This is a genomic window from Candidatus Roseilinea sp. NK_OTU-006 (genome assembly GCF_012931985.1).
In the GTDB taxonomy this organism is placed as follows: domain Bacteria; phylum Chloroflexota; class Anaerolineae; order J036; family Brachytrichaceae; genus JAAFGM01.
The window spans coordinates 21,484-44,670 of sequence record NZ_JAAFGM010000011.1 but is presented as its reverse complement, the minus strand read 5'-3'; the positions used below and the strand labels follow the sequence as shown (position 1 = coordinate 44,670).

Annotated in this window: 21 protein-coding genes; 10 read left to right on the top strand and 11 right to left on the bottom strand. The window is 63.5% G+C overall.

What is annotated here, in order from left to right; translation table 11 throughout:
* The first annotated feature begins 1 nt into the window (after position 1).
* Together GXH28_RS08035 and uidA are read left to right on the top strand one after the other, a co-directional pair.
* Positions 2-907 (top strand): hypothetical protein, encoded by a 906-nt coding sequence (locus GXH28_RS08035; RefSeq protein WP_169238506.1) that lies wholly within the window; start codon positions 2-4, stop codon positions 905-907.
* A 41-nt stretch (positions 908-948) separates the two neighbouring features.
* A complete protein-coding gene (gene uidA / locus GXH28_RS08030) occupies positions 949-3,099 on the top strand; it encodes a beta-glucuronidase (RefSeq protein ID WP_169238505.1) in 2,151 nt (716 codons plus the stop codon).
* Between the two features lie 244 nt (positions 3,100-3,343).
* Here uidA and GXH28_RS08025 read toward each other — a convergent pair whose 3' ends face one another.
* Entirely contained in the window at positions 3,344-4,045 is a 702-nt protein-coding gene (locus GXH28_RS08025) for a metal-dependent transcriptional regulator (protein ID WP_169238504.1), read from the bottom strand.
* A gap of 159 nt (positions 4,046-4,204) precedes the next feature.
* Between GXH28_RS08025 and GXH28_RS08020 the strand changes: the two genes are divergently transcribed.
* From GXH28_RS08020 to GXH28_RS07995, 6 genes are all read left to right on the top strand, one after another.
* On the top strand, positions 4,205-5,716 hold the full coding sequence (locus tag GXH28_RS08020) for an efflux RND transporter periplasmic adaptor subunit (protein ID WP_169238503.1): 1,512 nt from the start codon (positions 4,205-4,207) through the stop codon (positions 5,714-5,716).
* Between the two features lie 249 nt (positions 5,717-5,965).
* Positions 5,966-6,652 carry an ABC transporter ATP-binding protein gene (locus tag GXH28_RS08015; RefSeq protein ID WP_169238553.1) on the top strand — a complete coding sequence of 229 codons (687 nt, stop codon included), beginning with the start codon at positions 5,966-5,968 and terminating at the stop codon, positions 6,650-6,652.
* Positions 6,649-7,899, top strand: coding sequence for an ABC transporter permease (locus GXH28_RS08010; RefSeq protein WP_169238502.1), 1,251 nt, complete (start codon positions 6,649-6,651; stop codon positions 7,897-7,899). The genes GXH28_RS08015 and GXH28_RS08010 overlap by 4 nt, the downstream gene beginning before the upstream one ends.
* Positions 7,900-7,976: 77 nt before the next feature.
* Positions 7,977-9,254 carry an ABC transporter permease gene (locus tag GXH28_RS08005; RefSeq protein ID WP_169238501.1) on the top strand — a complete coding sequence of 426 codons (1,278 nt, stop codon included), beginning with the start codon at positions 7,977-7,979 and terminating at the stop codon, positions 9,252-9,254.
* Positions 9,255-9,392: 138 nt separating this feature from the next.
* The gene (locus GXH28_RS08000; protein ID WP_169238500.1) at positions 9,393-10,556 is read left to right on the top strand and encodes an SRPBCC domain-containing protein; all 1,164 of its coding nucleotides are present in this window, start codon (positions 9,393-9,395) and stop codon (positions 10,554-10,556) included.
* 202 nt (positions 10,557-10,758) lie between these two features.
* The gene (locus GXH28_RS07995) at positions 10,759-11,724 is read left to right on the top strand and encodes a ribose-phosphate diphosphokinase (RefSeq protein ID WP_240550275.1); all 966 of its coding nucleotides are present in this window, start codon (positions 10,759-10,761) and stop codon (positions 11,722-11,724) included.
* Here GXH28_RS07995 and GXH28_RS07990 read toward each other — a convergent pair whose 3' ends face one another.
* The 8 genes from GXH28_RS07990 to GXH28_RS07955 form a co-directional block, all read right to left on the bottom strand.
* Positions 11,725-12,003, bottom strand: a complete 279-nt coding sequence (locus tag GXH28_RS07990) for a hypothetical protein (RefSeq protein ID WP_169238499.1) — start codon at positions 12,001-12,003, stop codon at positions 11,725-11,727.
* 24 nt (positions 12,004-12,027) lie between these two features.
* Positions 12,028-12,663, bottom strand: a complete 636-nt coding sequence (locus tag GXH28_RS07985) for an MBL fold metallo-hydrolase (protein ID WP_169238498.1) — start codon at positions 12,661-12,663, stop codon at positions 12,028-12,030.
* A gap of 65 nt (positions 12,664-12,728) precedes the next feature.
* Positions 12,729-14,531, bottom strand: a complete 1,803-nt coding sequence (locus GXH28_RS07980) for an ABC1 kinase family protein (protein WP_169238497.1) — start codon at positions 14,529-14,531, stop codon at positions 12,729-12,731.
* Positions 14,532-14,671: 140 nt separating this feature from the next.
* Positions 14,672-14,821 carry a hypothetical protein gene (locus GXH28_RS07975; RefSeq protein ID WP_169238496.1) on the bottom strand — a complete coding sequence of 50 codons (150 nt, stop codon included), beginning with the start codon at positions 14,819-14,821 and terminating at the stop codon, positions 14,672-14,674.
* A 31-nt stretch (positions 14,822-14,852) separates the two neighbouring features.
* A complete protein-coding gene (locus GXH28_RS07970) occupies positions 14,853-15,020 on the bottom strand; it encodes a hypothetical protein (RefSeq protein ID WP_169238495.1) in 168 nt (55 codons plus the stop codon).
* Between the two features lie 49 nt (positions 15,021-15,069).
* A complete protein-coding gene (gene era / locus GXH28_RS07965; protein WP_169238494.1) occupies positions 15,070-16,113 on the bottom strand; it encodes a GTPase Era in 1,044 nt (347 codons plus the stop codon).
* Positions 16,088-17,539, bottom strand: coding sequence for an FAD binding domain-containing protein (locus GXH28_RS07960; RefSeq protein ID WP_169238493.1), 1,452 nt, complete (start codon positions 17,537-17,539; stop codon positions 16,088-16,090). Before GXH28_RS07960 ends, era begins: the two co-directional genes overlap by 26 nt.
* A gap of 41 nt (positions 17,540-17,580) precedes the next feature.
* A complete protein-coding gene (locus tag GXH28_RS07955) occupies positions 17,581-18,897 on the bottom strand; it encodes a lactate racemase domain-containing protein (RefSeq protein ID WP_169238492.1) in 1,317 nt (438 codons plus the stop codon).
* A 280-nt stretch (positions 18,898-19,177) separates the two neighbouring features.
* Here GXH28_RS07955 and GXH28_RS07950 point away from each other — a divergent pair, with 280 nt between their 5' ends.
* Entirely contained in the window at positions 19,178-19,339 is a 162-nt protein-coding gene (locus GXH28_RS07950; RefSeq protein ID WP_169238491.1) for a hypothetical protein, read from the top strand.
* Positions 19,340-19,380: 41 nt separating this feature from the next.
* Here the strand turns inward: GXH28_RS07950 and GXH28_RS16825 are convergent, their stop codons facing one another.
* The gene (locus GXH28_RS16825; protein ID WP_169238490.1) at positions 19,381-20,862 is read right to left on the bottom strand and encodes a M1 family aminopeptidase; all 1,482 of its coding nucleotides are present in this window, start codon (positions 20,860-20,862) and stop codon (positions 19,381-19,383) included.
* Between the two features lie 96 nt (positions 20,863-20,958).
* Complete coding sequence (locus GXH28_RS07940) at positions 20,959-22,047, bottom strand: SH3 domain-containing protein (RefSeq protein ID WP_169238489.1); 1,089 nt, start codon at positions 22,045-22,047, stop codon at positions 20,959-20,961.
* Between the two features lie 173 nt (positions 22,048-22,220).
* On the opposite strand from GXH28_RS07940, the gene GXH28_RS07935 reads away from it, so the two are divergent.
* Positions 22,221-23,177 carry a cellulase family glycosylhydrolase gene (locus tag GXH28_RS07935; RefSeq protein WP_338140945.1) on the top strand — a complete coding sequence of 319 codons (957 nt, stop codon included), beginning with the start codon at positions 22,221-22,223 and terminating at the stop codon, positions 23,175-23,177.
* Positions 23,178-23,187: the final 10 nt, after the last annotated feature.

Below are 23,187 nucleotides of genomic sequence, written 5' to 3'. Positions count from 1 at the left end.
AATGACCAACATTCCCTTGGTTTTGTGCTTGGGCCTCATCTCAACGATCCAAACGCATCTGGCCAAGGCGCTGGAGCGCCAGGGGATTGAGGTATTCGATCAGCTTCAGGCGCGGCTGCGCGGACAACCGGCGCCAAGCGGTCAGCGCTTGCGCAAGCCGCTGATTTACCTTGCCGGCGTCTTCTTGAACAACACGCTGTTCATTTGGCCGATCTTGGCTCAGCCTTACGGCCCGCCGGCGCTGTTCAGCAGCGTGTTCGGCGTTGGCCTCGTCTTCTTGATGCTGTATGCCCACTGGGTATTGAAGGAGCCGATCAGCCGGCGCGAGGCCCTCGGCGCAGGCGCCATCGTGCTAGGCACGTCGAGCATCGGCTACGACAACCTGTTGCGCGCGGCAGCGCTCGACCGCTTCACGATGAACTTGTCGGCCTTCTTCTTCGCGTTGGGGGTGTGGCTGTTTGTCGGTGTGATCAGCATGATCGTGGCCTGGCGCGCAGGCAATTTGCGCTTCCTGGCCGTCGTGTTCGGCCTGGTAGCCGGCAGCCTGGGCAGCTTGGATGCCTTTCTCAAAGGCATCGGTCAAAACTACGGCGGCGCGTCGAACATCCTGCCCACCACCGTGTTGGGCAGCGTCATCTTTGCTGCATCGTTTGTGGTCGGTTTTTTAGCTTTTGTGCTGACGCAGGTGGCCTTCGTCCTCAAAGCGCGCGCCAGCTTGCTCGTGCCCAGCTATAACGCAGCGTTTATCGGACTGCCGGTATTTTGGCAACTGATCTTGCTGCCCGATTACCGGCTGTCGTGGCTGACGCTGGTCAGCCTTGCATTGATCATCTACGGCGTCGCTGCAATCGGGGCTTTTGGACGTCGCCCTCGCCGGCTCGCGACGCCGGAGCCACGCCCAGGCTGACATCGCCTATGTGAGCCTGCCCTCCCGAAAGGAGTCCTGAGATGTTGTATCCCTACCTAACCCCTTCTCGCGTTGTGCTTGACCTTTCCGGTTTGTGGGACTTTCAACCCGACCCCGATAACGTAGGGGAAGAGAGAGGATTCATGCATCGCCTGCCGGCGCCGCGCCCGTTGGCCGTGCCCGGCTCTTGGAACGAGCAGTATGCCGACCTGTTTGGTTACTTCGGCCCGGCTTGGCATGTGCGGCGCGTCGTCGTGCCGACGGACTGGAGGGGTCGGCGCGTCGTGTTGCGCATTGGTTCGGCAAACTACCGCGCCGTGGTCTGGGTCAACGGCCAACGCGTAGGCGAGCACGAGGGCGGCCACCTGCCCTTTGTCTGCGACATCACGGCTGCGGCGCGCTTCGGCGATGAGAACGTCATCGCCATCCTGGTGGAGAACACGCTGCGCCCGGATCGCGTGCCCGCCGGCAACTTAAATTCACTCGACATCGAGCTGACCCAGGGCTACCCAGACACCAGCTTCGATTTCTACCCGTATGCCGGCCTGCACCGTCCGGTAGTGCTCTACTGCGCGCCGCCTGCGCACATTCAGGACATCACCGTGATCACCCGGCGCGAGGGCGGGCAAGCGCGCGTGCAGGTGACGGTGCGCATGAACGAGGCGCCGGCGCGCGGCCAGGTGCGTTTGGTCGGCGGGGAATCATCGGCGATGAGCGACATGCACAGCGCGGACGAGGTCGGCCAGGTGGAGCTGCGACTTTCTCATACGCGGTGGTGGTCGCCCAACGATCCGTTCCTGTATCACCTCACGGTCGTCGCCGGGCAGGATGTGTATGCCATGCCGGTGGGGCTGCGCACGGTCGCGGTGCAAGGCAAGCAGTTTTTGCTGAACGATGAGCCGGTGTGGTTCAAGGGCTTCGGGCGGCACGAGGACTTCTACGCCAGCGGGCGCGGCTTGAATCTGCCGCTGTTGGTGAAGGATTACGACCTGCTGCGATGGGTAGGCGCGAACTCCTATCGCACTTCGCACTACCCGTATTCCGAAGAGGAGATGCAGATGGCCGACCGGCTGGGCATCCTCATCATTGACGAGCTGCCAGCGGTGAGCTTTCTCTTCGATGATCAGGCGAGCGTGGAGAAGCGCAAAGCGACGTGTCTGCGCATGTTAGAGGAGCTGATTGCCCGCGACAAGAATCATGCGGCCGTGGTGATGTGGTCGGTGGCCAACGAGCCGCTCTTGCCCAACCTGATCGCGCGACTGAGCGGCCAAGACACGACGCCGCCCCCCGCCTACGCCCACGACTTCTTCCGAGATTTGCTCGCCCGCGCCCGCGCCCTGGACCCCACCCGGCCGGCGACCTTCGTCGGGCGGATGGGCGCCCCTCTGGAATGGCAGGCGCTGACCGACGTGATCTGCGTCAATCGCTATTGGGGCTGGCACGAGCAAGGCGGCCAGCTTGCTCGCGCTATAGAAACCCTCGATCAAGAACTCGACCTGATCTACGAGACCTTCCAAAAGCCCATCCTGATCAGTGAGTTCGGCGCCGACGCTCCGGCAGGCCTACACGGTCAACCCCCGGTGATGTGGTCGGAGGAATACCAGGCCGAGTTGATCCGTGGTTACGTGACGACGGCGCGGCGCAAAGATTTTGTAATCGGCGCGCATGTGTGGAACTTTGCCGATTTCCTCTCGGTGCAGTCCACCCGGCGCGTGGGCGGGCTGAACCAGAAAGGGGTCTTCACGCGCGACCGCCGGCCCAAGCTGGCTGCCCATGTGCTGCGCGAGCTGTGGCGAGACGAGCCATCGTCCACACGCCCTACGGCCGCCCCTGACGTCGTTACGTCAGCGGCGGCCGCCCCGCCGGCAACGAGCCAAGCCATCGCTCAACCCACAAGCGCGCTGCGCGTCATGTTGGAAGAGGTGGCGCGCCGGATTGATGGCACGCGCCCCGGCCTGACCACAACGCTAAAGTTTGACTTCGGCGGCGATGGCGTATACCGCTTTGTGATTCGAGACGGCCGCGTGTCGGTGGTGGAAGGAGATGGCGAAGCCGTAGCATGGGTGCGCATGGCGGGGGACATGGCGCTCAAGGTCTTTCGCGACAAAGTCAACCCCATGGCCGCCGTCCTCACCGGCCGCATCAAGGTGGGCGGCGACCTGAAGGCGCTGACCATCCTGCGGGATTTTTGACCTGGGCAGAGCCATGAATCCCATCCCGCGCTGAAGCGGCTCGGCTTCTCCGATCGCGATCGCGTCATCCTTCATCTATCTTCATCTATGCCGCCGGCATCGGCATATCGCATGCGAGCTGCGCCGCGTTGAGCGACTCGCGCGCTGCCCGCGCTCGAAGCGGAAGGATTGCCCGGGGTGGATCACACCCTCGGTATGCCGCCGAGCAAACCGGAGCATCGTCTGCAGCAGGTATTCGCAGCGCTCAACGCGCGACTTCGACCCAGACTTTGGACGCCAGTTCCGAGCCGATCACGTGTTCGTCGTAGAAGTTGCCGTTGGCCACGCGCACACGCAGCGGGCCGGAGAAGGGCGCGCGCGACACGATGTGGATCGGCATCCCCGGCTTGATGTTGAGCGAGGAGAGATAACGCAGCAAATCGCTGTCGTGCGATGAGACGCGGCTGACGACGCCCTGCACGCCGTTGGCCAATTCAGATAGGCGGGCATCGTCAAGCGGCTGGATGCGACCATCGCGCGAGGGGATCGGGTCGCCATGCGGGCAGCGCGTGGGATGGCCCAGTTGCGCATTCATGCGTTCGATCAGCTCATCGTCGAGATAGTTGCTGGCGGCCGCAGCAACCGGATAGACCTCGTCCCAGGTGTAGCCGAGCTTTTGGATCAAGAAGACCTCGAAGATGCGGCGCTTGCGAATTGCCCGCAGCGCGATGCGTTCGCCGGCCTCACTCAACACCAGGCCACATGCGCCTTCGCGCCGCACCAACCCTTGGCGCACGAGGCGCTGCGCCATGCGCGAGACCGCCGGGGGCGTCACGCCCAACCGCGCCGCCAGCGCGCGCAGCGACACCCGGCTGGATTCGCTCGCCTCGAGGTAGGTCTCACTCAAGAAATTCTGCACTACGGCGCTGGTTCTGCTTGCCGGCTTATTCGTCGTCACCTCGGCCATTTCGGCTCCAGATTATTGCACAGCGCGCTGGCGCGCTGCGGCACGCATGCGCAGTGACTTATCCAGCGTTAATCCTGCGCCGATAGAATCGAGCAGCTTTGTCGGATGTTCGATGAGAACATCTCATTCCACTTCCAGCTTAAGTCAGAGAGAGTTCACATGAACACACGCTTGGATCGCGATCATCGGGAGTTGATCTATGCAGCTGCAGCGCTGGCGGGCGCATTGCTGTTGGGGGCATGCGCTCGGCCAGGCGCCACGGCCAACACCGCCTCTCAACGCGTAGCCGTCCTCGAAAACGGCACCCTGACCGCCACCGTCAACGCGACCGGCAACATCGAGCCCGCAGCCGAAGTTCGGTTGACCTTCCAACAGCCCGGCATCGTGGCCGAAGTGTTCTTCGAGCGAGGCGATGCGGTGAAGAAGGGCGATGTGATCGCTCGGCTGGATACAGCCGATCTAGAGCTGGCGCTGGCTCAGGCGCAGGCCTCTCTCGAACAAGCCAAGCACGGGCTGGCTCAGGCTGAAACCGCCGTCGAGAATGCAAAGGCGCAGGAAATTGTCGCCATGGCCAACTACAGCCGCACCGTGTCGGGCGCGCGACCGAGCGAGGTGAGCGCCGCACGGGCGGCGCTGGCCGCCGCCCAGGCGAACCTAGACAAGCTGAAGGCCGGGCCGACGCCGGAAGAGCTGGCCGCAGCCGAAGCCGCGCTGCGCAATGCGGAAGCCGCGCTGCGCCAGGCGCAAAGCGCCTACGACGTCGCTTTCAGGCTCAATCCGGCCGGCATCGCCGCCAGCCCGGCTGCGCTCCAACTCGAGCAGGCGACCAACAACTACAACTCCGCCAAGGCGCAATACGACAAGATCGCCGCAGGCGCAGATGAGGCTCAGATCAAGGCTGCCGAGCAGCAGGTGCTCAACGCGCGAGCAAACCTCGACAAAATACTCACCCCGGCGCGGCAATTCGATCTCGACCAAGCCGAGGCGCAACTTCGGCAGGCGCGCCTACAGGTCAAGAACGCCGGGATTCAGGTCGCCAGCGCCAATAATCAGGTGAAGCTGGCCGAGATTCAGGTTAAACAAGCGCAGCGCCGACTCGAGCAAGCATCGCTCAAATCGCCGATTGACGGCGTCATTGCCGAGTTGAACGTGAAGGTGGGCGAAACCGTCGGCGCCGGCGGACAACCGGCTGCTGTCGTGGTTGACCTCTCAAAGTACCACATTGACATCACCGTAGACGAGATTGATATCGCTAAGGTGAAAGTGGGCCAGGAGGTCAACGTCACGTTAGACTCGCTGCCGGGCGTCGAGGTCAAGGGTAAGGTGATGCGCATCTCCCCGACATCGAAGCTGGTCAACGGCGTGGTGTCATATGACGTGCGCGTGAGCGTTGACGCCGCCAAGGACGTGGAGCTGCGCAGCGGCATGACGGCGAACGCCTCCATTGTGCTCGACCGGCGCGACGGCGTGTTGCTGGCGCCGAACTGGGCCGTGCGCCGCGACCGGAACAGCGGCAAGACCTTCCTCACCGTGCGGGTGAACGATCAGCAAGTGACCGAGGTGGAGGTCAAGACCGGCCTGCGCAACGATGCGTTTAGCGAGATCCTCTCCGGCGCGAAGCCCGGCGATGTCGTCGTCGCGCCCAGCGCGCCAAACCTTTTGGGCCAGTAAGGGATGGCGAGTCGGTGATGCGTCATTGGTCACTCATGGCGCTCCGCCTAGGCGCGACCGCCGCCTCATCCGGTGTCGTCACCAATTACCAATCACCAATTACCAGCCTGAGCCGTAAGCAGCGGAGATCAAATGGTTGAGACAACGATCAATCACATCCGGCCCAGTGTAAAGTCGGGCGAGCGACGCAATGGCGACCAGGCGCCGACGCCTGTTATCGACGTGCAGGGCATCACCAAGATCTACAAGATGGGCGAGGTCGAGGTACCGGCGCTGCGCGGGGTAGACCTGAAGATCTATCCCGGCGAACTGGTCGCCATCATGGGGCCGTCGGGTTCCGGCAAGTCTACGCTCATGAACATCCTCGGCTGCCTCGATCAGCCCACCAGCGGCACATACAAGTTGGATGGCGTAGATGTTGAGAAACTGAACGACAACCAGTTGGCCGAGATCCGCAACCGAAAGATCGGCTTTGTCTTTCAGTCATTCAACTTGCTCCGCCGCACCTCGGCGATAGATAACGTCGAGCAGCCGCTGATCTACGCCGGTGTGCGGCCCAAGGAGCGACGCGAACGCGCTCGTGCGGCGCTCGAATCGGTTGGCTTGGGCAACCGGCTGCATCATCACCCGAACGAACTCTCCGGCGGCCAGCAGCAGCGCGTGGCCATCGCGCGCGCGCTGGTGACCCACCCAGCGATCATCCTGGCCGACGAACCGACCGGCAACCTCGATTCTAAGAGCGGCGCAGAGATCATGTGCATCTTCCAGCGCCTGAACATGGAGCACGGCAACACCATCATCTTCGTCACGCATGACCCGCGCATTGCCGCGCACACGCGGCGTATCATTCGCATCTCGGATGGCCAGATCGTCGGCGATGAGCCGGTGGCCGACCCGGTGATCGCGTGCCCCGATGAACCGTTGCGTGAGCGATGAACATAGACCTTGTGGAGGCAATCAAGCTGGCGCTGCGCGCGTTGGGCGCCAACCAGTTGCGCGCATTCCTGACGATGATCGGGATCAGCATCGGCATTGGCGCAGTGATCGCCTTGATGGCCATCGGCGCGGGCGTGCAACAATACATCAATGACCAGTTCGCCAGTTCGGGGACGAACCTGCTCGGCATTGTGCCGGGCCGAATCCAGCGCGGCCCCGGCGGCGGGCAAAATCCGTTTGGGCAGTCATCCTTTTTGACGATGGGCGACTACCGCGCGGTGGTGGCCGGCGCGCCGAACATCGAGGCGCACGCTGCCGATTTCACCTCGGTCGGCAACTTCTCCTACGGTTCGCGGACGTCGCAGGTGCAAGTCAGCGGCGTCACGCCCAGCTTCTCAGCGGTGCGCAACTGGCGGGCAATGAGCGGCCGGTTCATCGAGGAAGCCGACAACAACAGCCGGGCGCGCGTGGTCGTGCTCGGCCAGACCGTGGTCAACGACCTCTTCCCCGGCGAAGACCCGCTCGACAAAGTGGTGAAGATCAACGACGTGCCTTTCCGCGTGATCGGCGTCATGGAGTCGAAAGGGTCATCCTTCCTCGGCGACCAGGATGCGATCGCGTTCATTCCGCTCAGCACGGCGCAAGAGCGCCTCTTCCAGCGTCAGGCTCAGGCGCTCACAGGCGAACGCCTCGTGTCCACGATCTACTTGCAGGCCACCAGCGACGCCGCTCGGCCGCAGATCGAGGCGATCGCGCGTGACATCTTGCGCGAACGCCATCGGCTCGCTCCAGACGACAACGACGATTTCTCGATCATCAGCCAGACCGAGTTGTTGAATACGTTTGGCGCCGTGACAAGCGTGCTCACGCTGTTCCTGGGCGCGATCGCGGCCATCTCGCTGCTGGTCGGCGGCATCGGCATCATGAACATCATGCTGGTGAGCGTGACCGAGCGCACGCGCGAGATCGGCCTGCGCAAGGCCATCGGCGCGACGCCGGCTGCCATCCTGGGCCAGTTCTTAATCGAGGCGGTTGTGCTGTCGGTCATCGGCGGCCTGATCGGCATCATGATCGGCGTGGGGATTGCGCTCGGCGTCACGCGATTCGTGGACTTCAGCGCCATCGTGCAGCCGGGGGCCGTGCTCTTGGCCGTGAGCTTTTCGGTCGCCGTGGGCTTGTTCTTCGGCATCTATCCCGCGCGGCGCGCCAGCCGGCTGAATCCGATTGACGCGCTGAGGTTCGAATAGTTGCAACCGTCCAGCTACCGACTTTCCAACTCCCCTCAGCGGGGAAATCGGAAAGTCGGAGCACAAATTTGAGCAGGATGTTCATCGAGAATCTGAAAGTGGCCCTGCGCGCGCTGGCCGCCAACAAACTGCGCAGCGCGTTGACTACGCTCGGCATCATCATCGGCGTCACCTCGGTGATTGCGCTGATGTCGCTCGGCAACGGCGTGCAGGATTTCATCAACCGCCAGTTCGAGGGGCAAGGATCGAATCTGGTGTTCGTGTTTCCGGCGCGGGTCGAGATCGGCGGCGGCGCCAACCGAGCCGGCTTTCGCGCATTCGCGCCCGGCGCGCGCGCCGGCACGGCGCTCTCGCTCACCCAGGCCGATGCCGAAGCGTTGCGCGACAAGTCGCGCGTCCCCGACGCTAAGATCGTCGCGCCGATCGTGAGCGGCACCGGTCGGGCCGTAGCCGGGGAGCAAAAATACGAAACGCGGGTGCGGGGCACCGTGCCGGAATATCGCGCGCTCAACAACGCGCGGCTGCTGTACGGCCGGTATTTCACGCAGGAGGAGACGAGCGCCGGCTCGCGCGTGGTCGTGCTGGGCGACGTGCCATATCGAAAGCTCTTCCCTAACGGCGGCGATCCCACCGGCCAGGATATCCGCATCAACGGTGTGCTCCTCCGCGTCGTCGGCGTGCTGGCCCAGCGCGTGGGCGGCGCCGAGGGCAGCGACGACGACTTGATCCTCATGCCAATCACGACGGCGACCGAACGCCTGTTCCCGCAGCGCAACGCCAAAGGGGAGCCTTTGGTCGGCATCATCCTGATCCAGGCCGTGGACCAATCGCGCATTGACGCCGTGATCCAGCAGGCGACCGACCTGCTACGCGAGCGACACGGCATCAGCTTTCAGGACGAGGATGATTTCTCGATCGCCAGCCAGCGCGATTTGCTCAACACCATCGGCGCAGTCACCGGCGCGGTTACGGCCTTCCTGGCGGCCATTGCTGGCATCTCTTTGTTCGTGGGGGGCATCGGCATCATGAACATCATGCTGGTGAGCGTGACCGAGCGCACGCGCGAGATCGGCCTGCGCAAGGCCATCGGTGCGCGACGCAGTGTGATTTTGACGCAGTTTTTAATCGAGTCGGTCGTCCTCTCCGTGCTGGGCGGGTTGGTCGGCATTGTGCTGGGCGTGGCGCTGGCGAACCTCGTGGCGCTGCTCTCACAGGGGCAATTCACGGCGCTGGTGACGGCCGACGCCGTGGCCCTGGCAGTTGGCTTTTCGGTGTTCGTCGGCATCTTGTTTGGTGTATATCCCGCCTGGCGCGCATCACAACTCAACCCGATTGAGGCGCTGCGCTATGAGTGACCGCATTTGACCGTCTAGAACGAATGTGCTATCATAAGAGCAAAGTCGGAACATATCGTTCGATTGCTCAAAATGCCCTCTCGTGCACATTCGGTATCGGCAAAGAGGAGCTTGTTGCTGTAGTTACGCTGATGCGCCATGGCTACTAAGACTCTCTCTCTCAAACGCACCCTCAACGCCCCAATCGCCCATGTTTATCGCGCTTTCACCAATGCCACATCGCTGCGGGAGTGGTTCTGTGACGGTGCCATGGTGCAACCTCGCGTGGGCGGCCGATTGTACTGTCAATGGGAGGATGGCCATGCCCTGATGGGCAAATATACCGCCCTGACCCCGGAGAAGAAGATCGCCCTCGACTTGCGCGGCGACGAGGAGGGAACTTATTCCCAGTGCGTCATTACCCTTTCCGCCAAAGATGACGTCACCACGTTGCAGCTCAGCGATTCCAGCGAGAGCAAGTTGTGGATCAAGACAGCCGACGAGCGCCAGGCCAAATGGGATGCTGCGCTGGATAATCTCAAGTCGGTGTTGGAGACGGGTATTGATCTACGCCAGACCCGGCAGCCGGTGCTGGGCGTGGAGATTAGCGAAACACAGCCGGGGGATGAAGGCGTCCGGCTGGACGGCGTCACCGAGGGTATGGGCGCGTGTGAAGCCGGCCTGCAGCAAGGCGACGTGATCCTGAGCGTAAACGGCAAGAAGACCCCGAACTGGAACGCGATCGGCGCAGCATTGAACGGCCACGCCGCAGGCGACAAGGTCAAGGTCGTCTTCCGACGCAACGGCAAGACGATGAATGCCACCGTCACCCTCTCGGCGCGACCGGCGCCCGAAGTGCCGGCGACCGCTGAGGAGTTGGCCGAAATCGTGGCGCGCAAATACACCGAAGTCAACCGCGACCTGACGCAAGCCTTCAAGGGTGTGAGCGAAGAGAAGGCGGCTCGCGCGCCGGCGCCGGGCGAGTGGAGCGCGCGCCATGTGCTGGCGCACTTGATCGCGGAGGAACGCAACCTGCATACCTGGCTCACCGATTTGATCGCCGGCAACGAGCCGTGGTATGACGCGGCAACCGGCGCATTGCGCATCCGGCTCGACGCCGTCATCAACGGCTTCCCGACCGTTCAAGCACTGTTGACCGAGCTCAAGCGCAACGAAGCCGAGACGGTGGCGTTGCTCAACGCGCTGCCCGATGAGTTCGTCGCTCGCAAAGGCAGCTACCGGCGCCTGGCGTTGCGGATGCTTTCCTGGCCCGATCACGCCCGCGAGCATCTCGACCAGATCGTCGCCGCCGTGAGGCACTGAGTACGAGCGGCAGCCAGGCCGGGGTTGCCCACGCCTTGGAGGCGGCGATGCGGGTGGAACCCGCGTCGAATCCACCTGAGCGCGTGCATTGCTTGCAGCGGCGACATCGCTACAATATGCAGCGCGCGTATGATGTCGAACCGTCCCCGCGCTCAAGATTTCCCCCCGGGAGGGTCACGGCTCTGGCATTCTTGCGACTGCCATGAATTGCGGTCGGTGTAGCATGTACGGCGGCATCAAACTTTTCAGCGGCACCAGCCATCCTGCGCTCGCTCAAGAGATCTCGGATTATCTCGGCGTGCCGTTGAGCGGCCGAGAGATCATCAAATTCCCCAACGAGAACCTGTTCGTGCAGTTACACGAAAGTGTGCGGGGGCAAGACGTCTTTCTGATCCAAACCATGTGCCCGCCGGTGAGCGATAACATCATGGAGTTGCTCATCGCGATTGACTGCCTGCGTCGTGACTCCGCCGGCCGAATCACCGTCGTGGTGCCCTACCTGGCCTACGCGCGGAGCGACAAAAAGGACCAGCCGCGCGTGCCAATCACAGCGCGCCTGCTGGCCGATATGATCCAGATCGCCGGCGCCGATCGTTACATCACGGTGGATCTGCACGCCGGGCAAATTCAGGGCTTCTTCAGCATCCCCGGCGACGAGATCACCGCCTTTCACATCTTGAATGAATACTTCGCCCAAAAACAGCTTGAGGACGTGGTGATTGTGACCGCCGACCTAGGATTTGCCAAGAAGGGGCGCAACTTCGCGGCCAGGCTCCAAGTGCCGATGGCCTTCGTTGAGAAACGCCGCACCGGAAACGACAACTGTTCGGAAGCGCTGACGGTCATCGGCGATGTGGACGGCAAGAATGTCATCATCGTGGATGACGAAATCTCAACTGGCGGCTCGATCGCAAACACCGTGCGGGTGGTGAAAGAGCACGGCGCGCGGGATATCTACGTGAGCTGCTCCCATCCGGTGCTCGCGCCGCCGGCGATCGAGCGCCTGCGGGCGTTGCCGGTGAAGGAACTTGTCACAACCAACACATTGCCCATCCCGCCGGAGCGCATGCTGCCGAATATCAAGGTGCTGTCTGTCGGCCCGCTGCTGGCCGAGGTGATCCGCCGCGTGCACGAAGGCCGCAGCGTGGGCGAGCTATTCAACGAGTGATCAGTCGAGGATGCGGTACTGGTAGTCGGTGACGAAATTCTTGAGCTTGTTCACCAGCTCAAGCCATTCCTCGCTTTCCAGCACTTGCCGGAGCGATTCCTGGTCGGCGGCGACGGCCGGCATGATGATCTGCGGACCCTCGCCGTATACCGTGTACCAAGCCTCGGTTGGACGAATACCCATTTTGATGATCTTCGGCGCGAACTCCTGCACGATGAACTCAAAATAGGCAGTCTCTTCATCCGATTTGATGTTCCAACTGAAGATGAGTCTAACCATGGCGATGGATGGCGATGAGCGGCGTCAATGCTTCATCTCCAGCAGGATGACCTGAGTGTCCTCCGGCAGGCTGCCGCGCGTCACCTTGAGCGCATCTTGCGTCTGTGGACTGGTCCGCCCCATCTCTTTCAGGAACTTATTGAGGCTGTCTTTGCTCTTCGGGCCATAACCCATCGGGACGACGAGGGCGGGTTCGATCATGCTGATCACCTCGGCAGCCTGTGCAGGGTTGAGCTCCTCGTCGCCGCTGATCGGCACGAGCAACACATCTACCGTCTCAAGCGCATCAATCTGCGACTGCGTGGGGACGAAAGCCAGCCCGCCCAAATGCGCCACGCTGAGTCCGTCGAAGTTGAAGGCATAGACCGTGCATTTCTGATGCGCCCCTTTCTTCTCCGGCCGCATGGCCACGCCGGTGATGAATACACCGCCCATCTCGTATTCGCCCGGCCCGGTGATCTTACGCACGTCGCCGCGTTGTGCGCCGATCACCGCGTTGATGTTGTTGTGGCGCGGATGGTCGCGGCTGATCGTGACGACATCAGCTTTCAGCTTGGGCGGCTCCAGGCCAGCGTCGGCGCTATAAGGATCGGTGACGATGGCAAGCGTGGCCCGTTCGGTCATGCGGAAGCAGCTTTGTCCGTACCACGTAATCTCCATACGAGCGATTGTATAGCAGCCTAGGCGCGCTATGGTCCGGCAAGGCGCCCCGGCTTACGCCAGCGTTATGAGAGCCACAGTCGGAAGAATGCAATCGCAGCCAACGCCAGGCAGACTGCGCCCAAGGCGCTTAGTGCGTTGATGGTCAGCAACGTGCCGCACACCAGCAGCGCCGCAAATGCCACCGCCCACGTCAGCCGTGATACGCCGGCCTCGATGCGTCGCAGATCCTCGGTGGACTTCGGGCTCAACTGGGCGCGGACCTCGAGCTGCCCATTGAGCGCGTGTGAGAAAAATGCGTCGCTTTGGTTGGGCAGTTGTATCGTCTGCCGGATCAGGCGCGCGCCCTCATTCAGCACGTCCTGCACCGTGCGCGCTGTGGTCGATCCGGCCAGGCCGCTTGCAAAGGCCTGAATCGCTCGCCAGGGGTTAAAGGCCGGATCCAGCGCGGTGAGCATGCCGGCCAGGATGTTGGCCGCGCGTCCCAGATACAGCACGTTCTGCGGAATCTGAAAGGGCAAGCTGGAGAGCAAATCGCGGAACTCGGTGGCAAAGGCATACATCTCGCCGAACTCGACATTGCTGATGTCGTTCACCGCCGCGCCCCAGAAGCGGTCAAACAGTGCGCCGACGGCCTGCTCCACGCGGTCCAGGTCGGCTTCGGGCAGGAAGAACCCCATGCGCTGCGCGGCGGCCGTCCAGCGTCGCGCGTCCTTTAAGCTCACGGCGATGATAAATTCGCGCAGCTCGCGCATGAAGGCCGGCGGGATGCGCCCCATCATGCCGAAGTCCACATAGGTCAAACGAAAGGGCGTGCCTTGGCCGATCGGCACCTTCCACGCGCGCGCGGTGGCGCGATCCAGCGGTTGCACGAACAGGTTGCCAGGATGCGGGTCGGCGTGAAAAAAGCCGTGCTCGAACACCTGGCGCAGGTACGTGTCGAACAGCTTGTTAGCCACTTCGCGCCGCGACACGCCAGCGCTCTCCAACCCCTCGAAGTCCAGGATTTTGATGTCCTCGACGTTCTTCATCACGATCAGCCGACGGGTGGTGAGATCGGTGTATACCTTGGGCACGCGCACGCCGGTGTCCTGAGCGAAGTTGCGATCGAACTCCTGCGCGTGCTGTGCTTCCTGTGCGTAGTCCAGTTCTTGCAGGACCACTTCGCTGAACTCCCTGACCAGCGCATCCAGATTCGCGCGCCGGCGAATCGGCTTGTAGAGTTTCAACCATCCGGCGATGGTCTTCAACGAGCGCAGGTCGGTATCCACGATGGCCTGCATGTGTGGCCGTTGCACCTTGACGACGACCCGCTGGGCCGTCGCCTTGCCGTTCGGCGATGGGGTGCGCAGCGTAGCCAGATACGCCTGCCCAAACGACGCGGCAGCGACCGGTTGGGGGTCGAACTCCTCGAAGACGGCCTCGATGGGTTGGCCTAACTCGCGTTCGATCACGGGCAACATGACGCTGGCCGGCGCAGGCGGCACGGCGTCCTGTAGGCCGGAGAGTTCTGCGATGATCTGCGGCGGGAGCAGATCGACGCGGCTGCTGAGGAATTGGCCGAGCTTGATCCACACGCCGCCCAACTCGATGGCCAGGTTGCGAAAGTCGCCCGCCAGTTTGATCAGGCGATCCATGCGCCCCTGCGCCACGCGCGCTTGACCGACAATCCTCGCTAGGATCAGCTCCCACCAGACGAATCCAGCGACCATGGTTGCGCCGAACCAAAGGGCTTTGACCGCGCGCGCGCGCAGCGCACGCCGATCTGGGGGCGGCTCGTCAGCCCGTCGCGCGGGCGCGGCCGAGTCAGCTTGCCTTTCCACAAGCGTCCTCAACTGTTCTAGGCCGATGTCGGTAAGCAACGACATGTAGAAACCTCCGAGGGCATTGTAGCCATAGGGGTGAGCGTGAGATGAGGAGACGCATCGGGAGATGGCCAAGACGCAGCACCATGCGTCTCTCCCACCCCACATCCTCGCGCGCCTACCGGACCGCCGACCGGTCCAATTCAACGCGCCGGATCGCATGGCGGCCCGTCGCAGCGGCTCAAGTCGCCCATGAAGAAGTTGCGTTCACACTGCGAGACGAACCCGCGCCAGTCGAGCAGCCGGCCGTCTTTGCCCTGCGCGAATGGCCACGGCGTGGTCGCGCCTGGCACAGCGCAGCAGCACCCGCCGCCGTAAGCCGGATCAGTTCTGCAACCGCAGTTGCTCACCCAGGAACGGTGCGCCGCCCCACACGAAGTCCATGCGACGGATCGTTGCGAAGATGCCCGCGCCCTTGTCCGGCAGTACGCCCACCGTCATGAACGGGTTCTGCATGCGCACGGCGCGCATGCACCCTCGAGCGTGACCCATTCGATGATGCAATGCGGTGAGGTCATCATCCCCAGGGTTGTGGTGTGGACTATGCACCTGCGCCCATCAGGCGTGCGACCCAAACATCGTCACGCCGCCAACCCGGACGCACCTTCGCCCACAATTCCAGATAGACTTTCGTACCCAGCTCGCGCTCGATTTCCTTGCGCGCATTTGCGCCGATCTTCTTGAGCATCTCGCCCTCTTTGCCGATCAGGATGCCTTTGTGCGATTCGCGCTCGACGTAGACCGTTGCCGCGATATAGATCACGCCGTTCGGGCGCGGCTGCCACTCTTCGATGGCGACCGCGATCCCGTGCGGCACTTCTTGCTCCAGGAAGCGCAGGGCTTGCTCGCGCACGAATTCAGCCGCCAGAAAGCGCGCGTTCTGGTCGGTGAACTGCCCGGGCGGGAAATAGCGCGGGCCGTAGGGCAACGTGTTCAGAATCATGTTCAGCAATTTGTCTAGGTTGTCGCCGCGCGTGCCCGAAGTCAGAATCGAGGTTTGCAGGTCGAAGATGGCGGCGGCCGAGCGGGCTTGCGCTTGCCCGGGCGCCTCCGTGGCGGCGTCTGTCTGTGGCTGGGGCAGCAGCGCCTCATGCGCTGCGACATGCTCAACCACATCACGCGGGTCGAGCAGGTCGGCCTTGTTCATCGCCAGCAGCTTCGGTTGCGGCAGTCGGGAGATGTGCTCAGCGACGCGTTGGTCTTCGTCGGTCGGCAACCGGCTGACGTCGGTGACGAACAGGATCGCGTCGCAGTCCTTCAGCGCCGCGTCCACTTCGCGCATCATGTAGCGGTTGAGCGCCTGCTTCGGTTCGTGCACTCCGGGCGTGTCGAGGAAGAGCACCTGGGCGTCCTCGCGGGTGAGGATGCCCAAGATGCGCCGACGGGTGGTCTGCGGCTTGGGCGAGATGATGGCGACCTTGTGGCCGATGAGCGCGTTGACCAGCGTGGACTTGCCGACGTTGGGCTTGCCCACCACGGCTACGTATCCGCTGCGGTGATCCGCCGGCGGCGGTGGTTCCTCGCCGCCCAGAAAGCTTTGGATCAGCCGTTCGGTCTCGTCATGCGTTTGCGCTTGATCGCTCATACGCATTCCTCGCGCGCTGGAAGGCCTCGATGATTTTGTAGTATCCCGTGCAACGGCACAGGTTGCCGCTGATGCTTTCCTTGATCTGCGCGTCCGATGGGTGTGGATTCTCGCAGAGCAGCGCCGCGCCGCTCATGATGAAGCCGGGTGTGCAGTAGCCGCACTGCACAGCGCCCGCTTCGATGAAGGCGCGTTGGAGCGGGTGCAGTTCGTCGCCGGGCGCCGCTTGCAGCGCATTGACACCTTCGATCGTGAAGATCGTCGCGCCATGGGCGCACGGCGCGGGCGTCAGACAGGCCATGACCGCGCGCCCGTCCAGGATCACCGTGCATGCGCCGCATTCGCCCTCGCTGCACCCTTCCTTTACGCCGACCAGGCCGCAGTCTTCGCGCAACAGCCTCAGCAACGTTTTTTCGCGCGCTTCGGCGTGGCCGATTGAATAGGCGCGTCCGTTGACCGTTGTGTGGATGGTCGAGATCGGGCGCCCCCCCGCGCGGATGGGCACGTCGCCGGCATCCCTCTGCGCAAGCCGCAGCAACGCCGGCGGCTCCGGCCATCCTGCCCCCGGCGCAGCCGCCAGCGCCGTGGAGAGCGCGCGGCGTACGAGGACGGCAACCGCATCGCGTCGGTATTCGGCGCTGCTGCGAATGTCGTCAATCGGCCGGGCAGCCTGGGCAGCCAACTCGGCCGCGCTGCGGAGCGCCTCTTCGTCAGGCATCCGGCCCACCAGCCAGCGTTCGGCTTCGGGCGCGCGGATGATCGTTGGCGCGACCGCGCCCAAGGCGATCCGCGCATCGTCCATTCGTCCATCGTCGCTCAGGGTGAGCACCACGGCGCAATTCACCACGGCGATCGCTTGCGCCTGTCGCAGGCCGAGTTTGAGAAATACGCCGCGCTGATTCGGCTGTAACGCGCGAAAGGCAATATCGGTGAGCATCTCATCGGGCTGCATCACCGTCCGGCGCACGTCGGTGTAGAAGTTGGCCAGCGCCATGCTACGCTCGCCGCGCAGCGAACGCAGCGTCACCTGCGCGTCCAGCGCCATCAGCGCGGTGATGGTGTCGTTCGCCGGGGATGCGGTGATCAGGTTGCCGGCGACCGTGCCTCGATTGCGGATCTGCGGCGCGCCGACTTGCCGGCAGGCCTGCGCCAACGGCAGCGCGCGCGACACGCACAGGGCCGACGCCACCACGTCGTTGTGGGTGACCAGCGGACCGAGGTGAATCCACCCGTCTGCATCCAGGCGGATGGCGTCCAAATTGGGCAGGCGCGATATGTCTATCAGCGCGCACGGTGGGCGAAGTTTGCGGTCGAACTCAACGATCAGGTCGGTTCCGCCGGCGATCACCCGCGCCTTGTCTTGGTGTGCGGCGAGCAGCGCCAGCGCTCGGTCAAGCGAATCGGGGATGAAGTAGTCGCGCCACATGACTTTGATAGTGTCTCAGGCGCAATCGTATCATCACCCCCTCAGTTCCAGCGCGGGGCGACGAGTTCAGGCGCGTCGAACGCGTCGTGGGTGAACAGTTTCCCGCGGAAGACCGGCGTCGTGCTCAGCGCATGGCGCACGATGAGCGCGCGAGGGTGCTTGCCGGTGAAGTTCTCGGCCAGTTCGGCGGCTTCGCGCACGCTGGACGAGGAGAGAAAGTGAATGTCGCGGGCGAGTTGCTCGCATTGTGGTCCGGCGGCAATCACACGATGGCGCTGCATAGCGTGAGCGAGCAAGTAGGCGCGCGCCTCGCCGGTTTGCAGGCTGCGCCCTCGGAGTTGTCTGATCACCGACTCGGGCGATGGCGCATTCGTCAGCGCATTGTAGAAGGCACGCGCCGATGCGCCGTCATCGTCGCGACGGCCGATGGGCAAGATCAACGATCCGCCACGCCGCAAGATCGGGGTGCGCGCCAGGCTGATGTGGATGGCAGCCAGGCCGGCGTCGAACAGGCTTCCGCCAGCGCGCCCACTGCGGTTAGGCTCGGCCAGCACAACGTCGTAACTCGGCGCGTCCACGTCGCACTCTTGCAGCGCGCGGGCTGCATCGGCGAGGGCGTCGTCCACGTTAATCGGGGCGCCGGCATAGACGGCCAGCGGATGGCCTTTCGCGTCCACCAGCGCGCCAACGGCGAACATCAAACCGGCGCGCCGAGCGCCCTCACGCACGACGCGCTGGAAGAGCGGGAGATCAAGCGCAGACGGTTCGATGCGGTCGTCGTAGAAGCGCGTGGTGCGCAGTTCGCGCCGCGCAGGCGCTCCTACCACACCCAGAGTGATGGTGGCGCAACTGCCGGCGCAGCAGGCATCGTCGCCTAGTTGCATGAGGTAAATCGCAATCAGCAGGTCGGCCTCAGCCGCTCGATAGTTGATCGTGAGCGGCACGCCTTCGAAGCTGCCCATGTCGTCCAGCTCACGCACGTCTTCAGGATCGTGCTGGGCGATGTGAATGCAATTCGCGTACTCTCCCAGGCCGTTGAGGGCAGTATGGACGCCATGCAGCGGTTCAGCACTGTTGGGCATCTCGTCGTCCATTGCGGCGATCAGCAGCGTCACCCGATGAGGCGCGATGCCGGCGCGCTCCAGGTGCGACAATACGCCGCGCAGGATTGCTAAGCGCGCCTCGTCCAGGGGCGCACGATCGCAGACGATGACGACGTTAGTATTCGCGCCGCACAGATCGGCCAGTGGCAGCGAGTTGAGCGGGTTGGACAATCGGATTTCGACTTCCGCATCTACGGCCGCCAGCGGCACGGCAGCGGCAGCAGCGGTCTGTTCGATTTGCCACCGAGTTGGCAAACCGTAGGAACTGATAAAGAAGCATCGGTCTTCCTCGTACACGTCTACACCTCGACTTGACCAGCGATTGTATCCCTCATCCGGCAATTCGCGCGGATGGTGACTCGACAATCGCCATACGCATCGCGCACGTTGCAACGCGGGATGCTATACCTCGCTTGCATGAACGTTCGGTAAACGTCTTTTATCGTGCTGCTGCGCACAGGCCCGGCGCAACGCCGCAGCGACTCGCCCTGCGCTTCGGTTGATCGGGAAGAGCGCGCGTCAGGCACCGGCAGGGTTGCATCTCGTCGAACTCGCCAAGCCGAGAACGGCGCTCATCACCTTGACGACCGTCGCGGCGACAGCGATCGTGGAGGCGACGAAGAACCAGTTGCACGCGCTGCGCCCCCTGCCGATCCCAAGCCGGCGCCTGCGCATCGGACGCAGCTCGGCCGGATGACATCAGGAGTGGGTTGGCGCTCAGCATATGAGGGCGCGCCTTCACCGCCGGCAGCCGGCGGCGTTGTTGCTGATACGGCACGGCAAATCCACCGCGCCGGCAAAGTAGCCCTTCACCAGCCCGCTGAGGTCTTCCGAAGTGTGGCGGGCCAGCGCATCGAAGAAAGCATCCTGATCGGCGATCTTGTAGATCTGCGACTGGTAGTAGTCTTTCATCGCAGCATCGAGCGTCGCTGTGCCCACTTGTTTGCGGATGTCGTTGAGGAACATTAGCCCGCGCCGGTAGACCGCGTTGATGTAGGCGCGTGAATCGGGGTAGGCGCTCAGGGGCAGGTCAATCGCGCCGGTCAGCCGGCCGCGCTCCTTGCCCAGGATGAAGTGGCCGTACCACCAATCGGCGTCGGCGTCGTAGTACTCCTGGTAGAAGCGCAGCTCGCCGTAGCGGGCGAAGGCCTCGTCCAGCCAGGGCGAACGGATCTGATCGTTTCCGACGACGTTGAACCACCATTGGTGCGCCACCTCATGCACCGTCGTCGCGATCAGGTCGTGACGCGCGCCACGGCCGGAATAGCCGGCGTAGATCGTCGCGCCGATGCCGACCATGGCGCTGTATTCCTGGCCCTGTTGCCGGCCGGTCTCCACGATGCGCAGCGTCCGGTAAGGATAGGGCCCATACAGCCGTGTAAACAGCCGCACTGCGCGCGCGGCGGTGTTCAGCACCGCCGCGCTCGTGTGACGGTGTTCGGGATAGACGTAGTGGATGAACGTGACGCCGTCTTCCTCCAGCGCATCAACTTCATACACGTCGCTGGCCGCGAAGGCGAACACGCGCGCCTTCGGCAGCGAATAGCGCCACAAGCGACCGTCGCGCATCTCATCGCCGCCGCCGGCGATGGTCACACCTTCTGGCGCGAGGATGCTCACCTCGTAGTCGGCCAGCTCCGACGTGTAGGGATCGCCGATCGGCACATAGGCGGGCGTGTCCCATTGGCCGTCGCGGAACGGCGCCAGCATGACGTACCAGTGACCGCACATCAGGCTGTGAGGCCCGCGCGAGGTGTCGTCGCCGCCAATGCCGGTGATCATTTCCTGCAGCGGCACCTTGAAGGTGAAGTTGAAGGTCATAGCGATAGCTTTACCGGGCGGCAGCGGCGCCGGCAGTTGCACGGTGAGCACAGCGTCGGTCAGCTCGAAAGGCAGCGGCTCGGCCTGGCCAAAGATGCGCACGTCGCGGAACTCGACGGCGCCGGCGCGTCGCGCCGGCGGCAGGTTGAACTTCACCTCGCTGGTGGTCTGACCGGTGGGATTGACGAATTCGATCCGTTGCTGGGTGTGCACGTTGCCACCGGCGTAGTCCAGCGTGACATTGAGCACGTAGAGCGGACGCTCAGGTGGATCGTCCAGCGTGGGCAGCGCGCCACCAATTAAGCGGCCCACAATGTCGCCGCTGCGCACGACGGCTGTCGGGATCAAGATCGGTTTGCCCGATGCACCGGTGCGCGTGCACGCGGCAAGCGCGAACACGACAATCGAGCAGCACACAACGGCGCACCGCATGTCGCGCAAACGAGCAACCGGGTTCCTCGGAGGAAGCTGGTTTCTATCCCGCTCCCCACAAGTTCACTGCTTGCCATCGCTCCTCACCGATTCTTCATCGGTGCCAAGCGTAATGGTCGGCATTGCCCGCGCTGCCGCGTTAGGGAGCGTCAACCTGGCCAGCACCCACCCGCGCTTATTTTGCTGCCTAACTTGGAACCAATTGCCGTCTTTGCTCTTTCCCAGCACGGGCAGGACCACGCCGCGCTTGGCGTTGCCGATGATCTTGGCCTTCTGGTTCGGCTCGGCGCGGATGTTCAGGCTGCTGGGCGCGTTGACGGCGAGCGCCGGCTGTGCGCCCGTAGGCGCTTTCACGGGCGTGAGCGCCGGCTTGGGCTTTGCTTGCGCCTGGTCTGTAGCAGGCGCTTTGATGCTGGCGACGTTTTCCGGCGGAGGGACGACGCCTGGCCCGGTCTCGATGAATCCTTGGCCCAGGCAGATGCCCTTCGCCCCCCGTGCAGGCAAGATCTCAAAACAGCTATCGTCGGCGTGGACGTCGTTGTGTTCCACCGGAAATTCTGCTGAACTCCAGATCAGCACGTTCACCACACTGTTCATCGCCACGCCGTCCACCGCTATCTGTTCCCAACGGTCGTAGGGCTGCGCCCAATTGGAGCAGACCAGGTTTGGATCGGTCATGTCGCGCGGGCCGCCATCTTGGTCAATGCATACGCGCACCTTCAGGTTGCCGTCCTGGATGGACTTCGGCGGGATCTCGGCCTGCTCGCTCAGGTTGCTCGACCAGAGCTGCAACCAGGAGGTGAAGCGGATCGGCGCGCCGATCGGCAGGTTGATCACGTATTGCATGATGCCGGCCTTCTTGTTCAGAGCAAAGAAATTGAACCAGCGGTTTGAGCCGCCGCCGCTGTGCACCCGATAGGGATACTCGTGTTGGAAGACGGGCCGGAACTCCGGCGTGCGGAAGTAAGGATCGCGTGGGTCAACGCCTTCGGGCGGCTCTTCCCAGAAGGGCACCCATCCCCAGGCCACGTTGATCTCGCCGCGGCCGGCAAAATAGATTCCCGGGTGCTCATGTCCCGGATTGATGAGCAAGTTGTAGCCAGGCCGGTATGGTGCGCCCGTTTGAGCGGCAGCCGCGCGCAGGCCTGCCACATTATCGGATCGTGGCAAGGTCGTGAAGGCCAGAGCGCCCAATACGATGATTGTGATAAGCGTCTTGCGCATTGGATTTGTGGCGGCCATATCGTTCTAGCGCTGTCTCGCGTTGCTCAGCCCGCTGCATCACAGGCTCAACCCCGGGCTGACATGAGCAACGGTATCAGGCGATGATCACCTGCGCTTTATACCACGGTCGCACGGCGCATCGAGATGTCGCACGGGATGCAATGCCCGATGGGCAGAGGTTTATACTCGGTAAGGTGGACATTGATCGCTCGGTAAGCCATCGGCGGGGCCGCCTGTCGCGGATGCCTCTGAGCCGGTCAGCGATCGCCCTGAGCGCGCTTTTGCTGTGCGCATGCAGCGGGCGCCCGCTTGCCGTCGCAGCCACGCCGATACCGGTGGTCCCGCAGTACTGCGCGTTGCGCGTCGAGGGGCGGTGGGTCGTTGATGCGGGAGGCCACGTGGTCATCCTGCATGGGGCGAGCCTGCCCACCCTGACGGAAATGGCGCACAGCGATCGCCAGGCTGCACAGCGCCTCCGCGACCTGGCCGAGGCCGGCGCGCGCATCGTGCGCTTGCCGGTTGATCCCAGCGAGATTGTGCCGACGTTCGTGCCGGCGGCCGTATCCCCCTTCGTTGAACAGGCGAATGCGCTGGGGATGCTCGTCGTCCTCGCCTATCGCAACGACCCTGGCGAGACGCTGAACCAGCAAGGCGAAGCGGCCGAGGAGTGGCTGCGGCTGGTCCTGACGTATCTGCGCAACGCGCCCGGCGTGTGGCTTGAACCCTTTGCCCAGCCCATTGCCACGCCGAAGTGGCGCGCGATGAACCAGCGGATGGTGGATGTCGCGCGCGGCTACCGTGCCGATAACATCATCGTGGTTCGCGCTCCAGATTGGCTGCGGGACACTTCGGACGCGCCGCTGGTCGGCGACCGCATCGTCTATGCCGTGTCCTCGCTGGATGATTGGCCGCTGGATGTCGCGCCGTTCATCCTGACCGACTTCGACGGCGCCGGCGTCCAGGCAGTGCAGGATGCGCGGGTGTGGAGCATCGCAACCGAGGCTGTCCGGCCAACCGATCTCGCAGGGCTGTGGCGCGCGAGCCAACCCTGCGAATGAGCCATCGGCC

Bases quoted from the DNA above. Each gene is read 5' to 3' on its own strand.
- GXH28_RS08035 (WP_169238506.1), top strand. From the start codon at position 2: ATGACCAACATTCCCTTGGTTTTGTGCTTGGGCCTCATCTCAACGATC.
- uidA (WP_169238505.1), top strand. From the start codon at position 949: ATGTTGTATCCCTACCTAACCCCTTCTCGCGTTGTGCTTGACCTTTCC.
- GXH28_RS08025 (WP_169238504.1), bottom strand. From the start codon at position 4,045: ATGGCCGAGGTGACGACGAATAAGCCGGCAAGCAGAACCAGCGCCGTA.
- GXH28_RS08020 (WP_169238503.1), top strand. From the start codon at position 4,205: ATGAACACACGCTTGGATCGCGATCATCGGGAGTTGATCTATGCAGCT.
- GXH28_RS08015 (WP_169238553.1), top strand. From the start codon at position 5,966: ATGGGCGAGGTCGAGGTACCGGCGCTGCGCGGGGTAGACCTGAAGATC.
- GXH28_RS08010 (WP_169238502.1), top strand. From the start codon at position 6,649: ATGAACATAGACCTTGTGGAGGCAATCAAGCTGGCGCTGCGCGCGTTG.
- GXH28_RS08005 (WP_169238501.1), top strand. From the start codon at position 7,977: ATGTTCATCGAGAATCTGAAAGTGGCCCTGCGCGCGCTGGCCGCCAAC.
- GXH28_RS08000 (WP_169238500.1), top strand. From the start codon at position 9,393: ATGGCTACTAAGACTCTCTCTCTCAAACGCACCCTCAACGCCCCAATC.
- GXH28_RS07995 (WP_240550275.1), top strand. From the start codon at position 10,759: ATGAATTGCGGTCGGTGTAGCATGTACGGCGGCATCAAACTTTTCAGC.
- GXH28_RS07990 (WP_169238499.1), bottom strand. From the start codon at position 12,003: ATGGTTAGACTCATCTTCAGTTGGAACATCAAATCGGATGAAGAGACT.
- GXH28_RS07985 (WP_169238498.1), bottom strand. From the start codon at position 12,663: ATGGAGATTACGTGGTACGGACAAAGCTGCTTCCGCATGACCGAACGG.
- GXH28_RS07980 (WP_169238497.1), bottom strand. From the start codon at position 14,531: ATGTCGTTGCTTACCGACATCGGCCTAGAACAGTTGAGGACGCTTGTG.
- GXH28_RS07970 (WP_169238495.1), bottom strand. From the start codon at position 15,020: ATGGGTCACGCTCGAGGGTGCATGCGCGCCGTGCGCATGCAGAACCCG.
- era (WP_169238494.1), bottom strand. From the start codon at position 16,113: ATGAGCGATCAAGCGCAAACGCATGACGAGACCGAACGGCTGATCCAA.
- GXH28_RS07960 (WP_169238493.1), bottom strand. From the start codon at position 17,539: ATGTGGCGCGACTACTTCATCCCCGATTCGCTTGACCGAGCGCTGGCG.
- GXH28_RS07935 (WP_338140945.1), top strand. From the start codon at position 22,221: ATGATCACCTGCGCTTTATACCACGGTCGCACGGCGCATCGAGATGTC.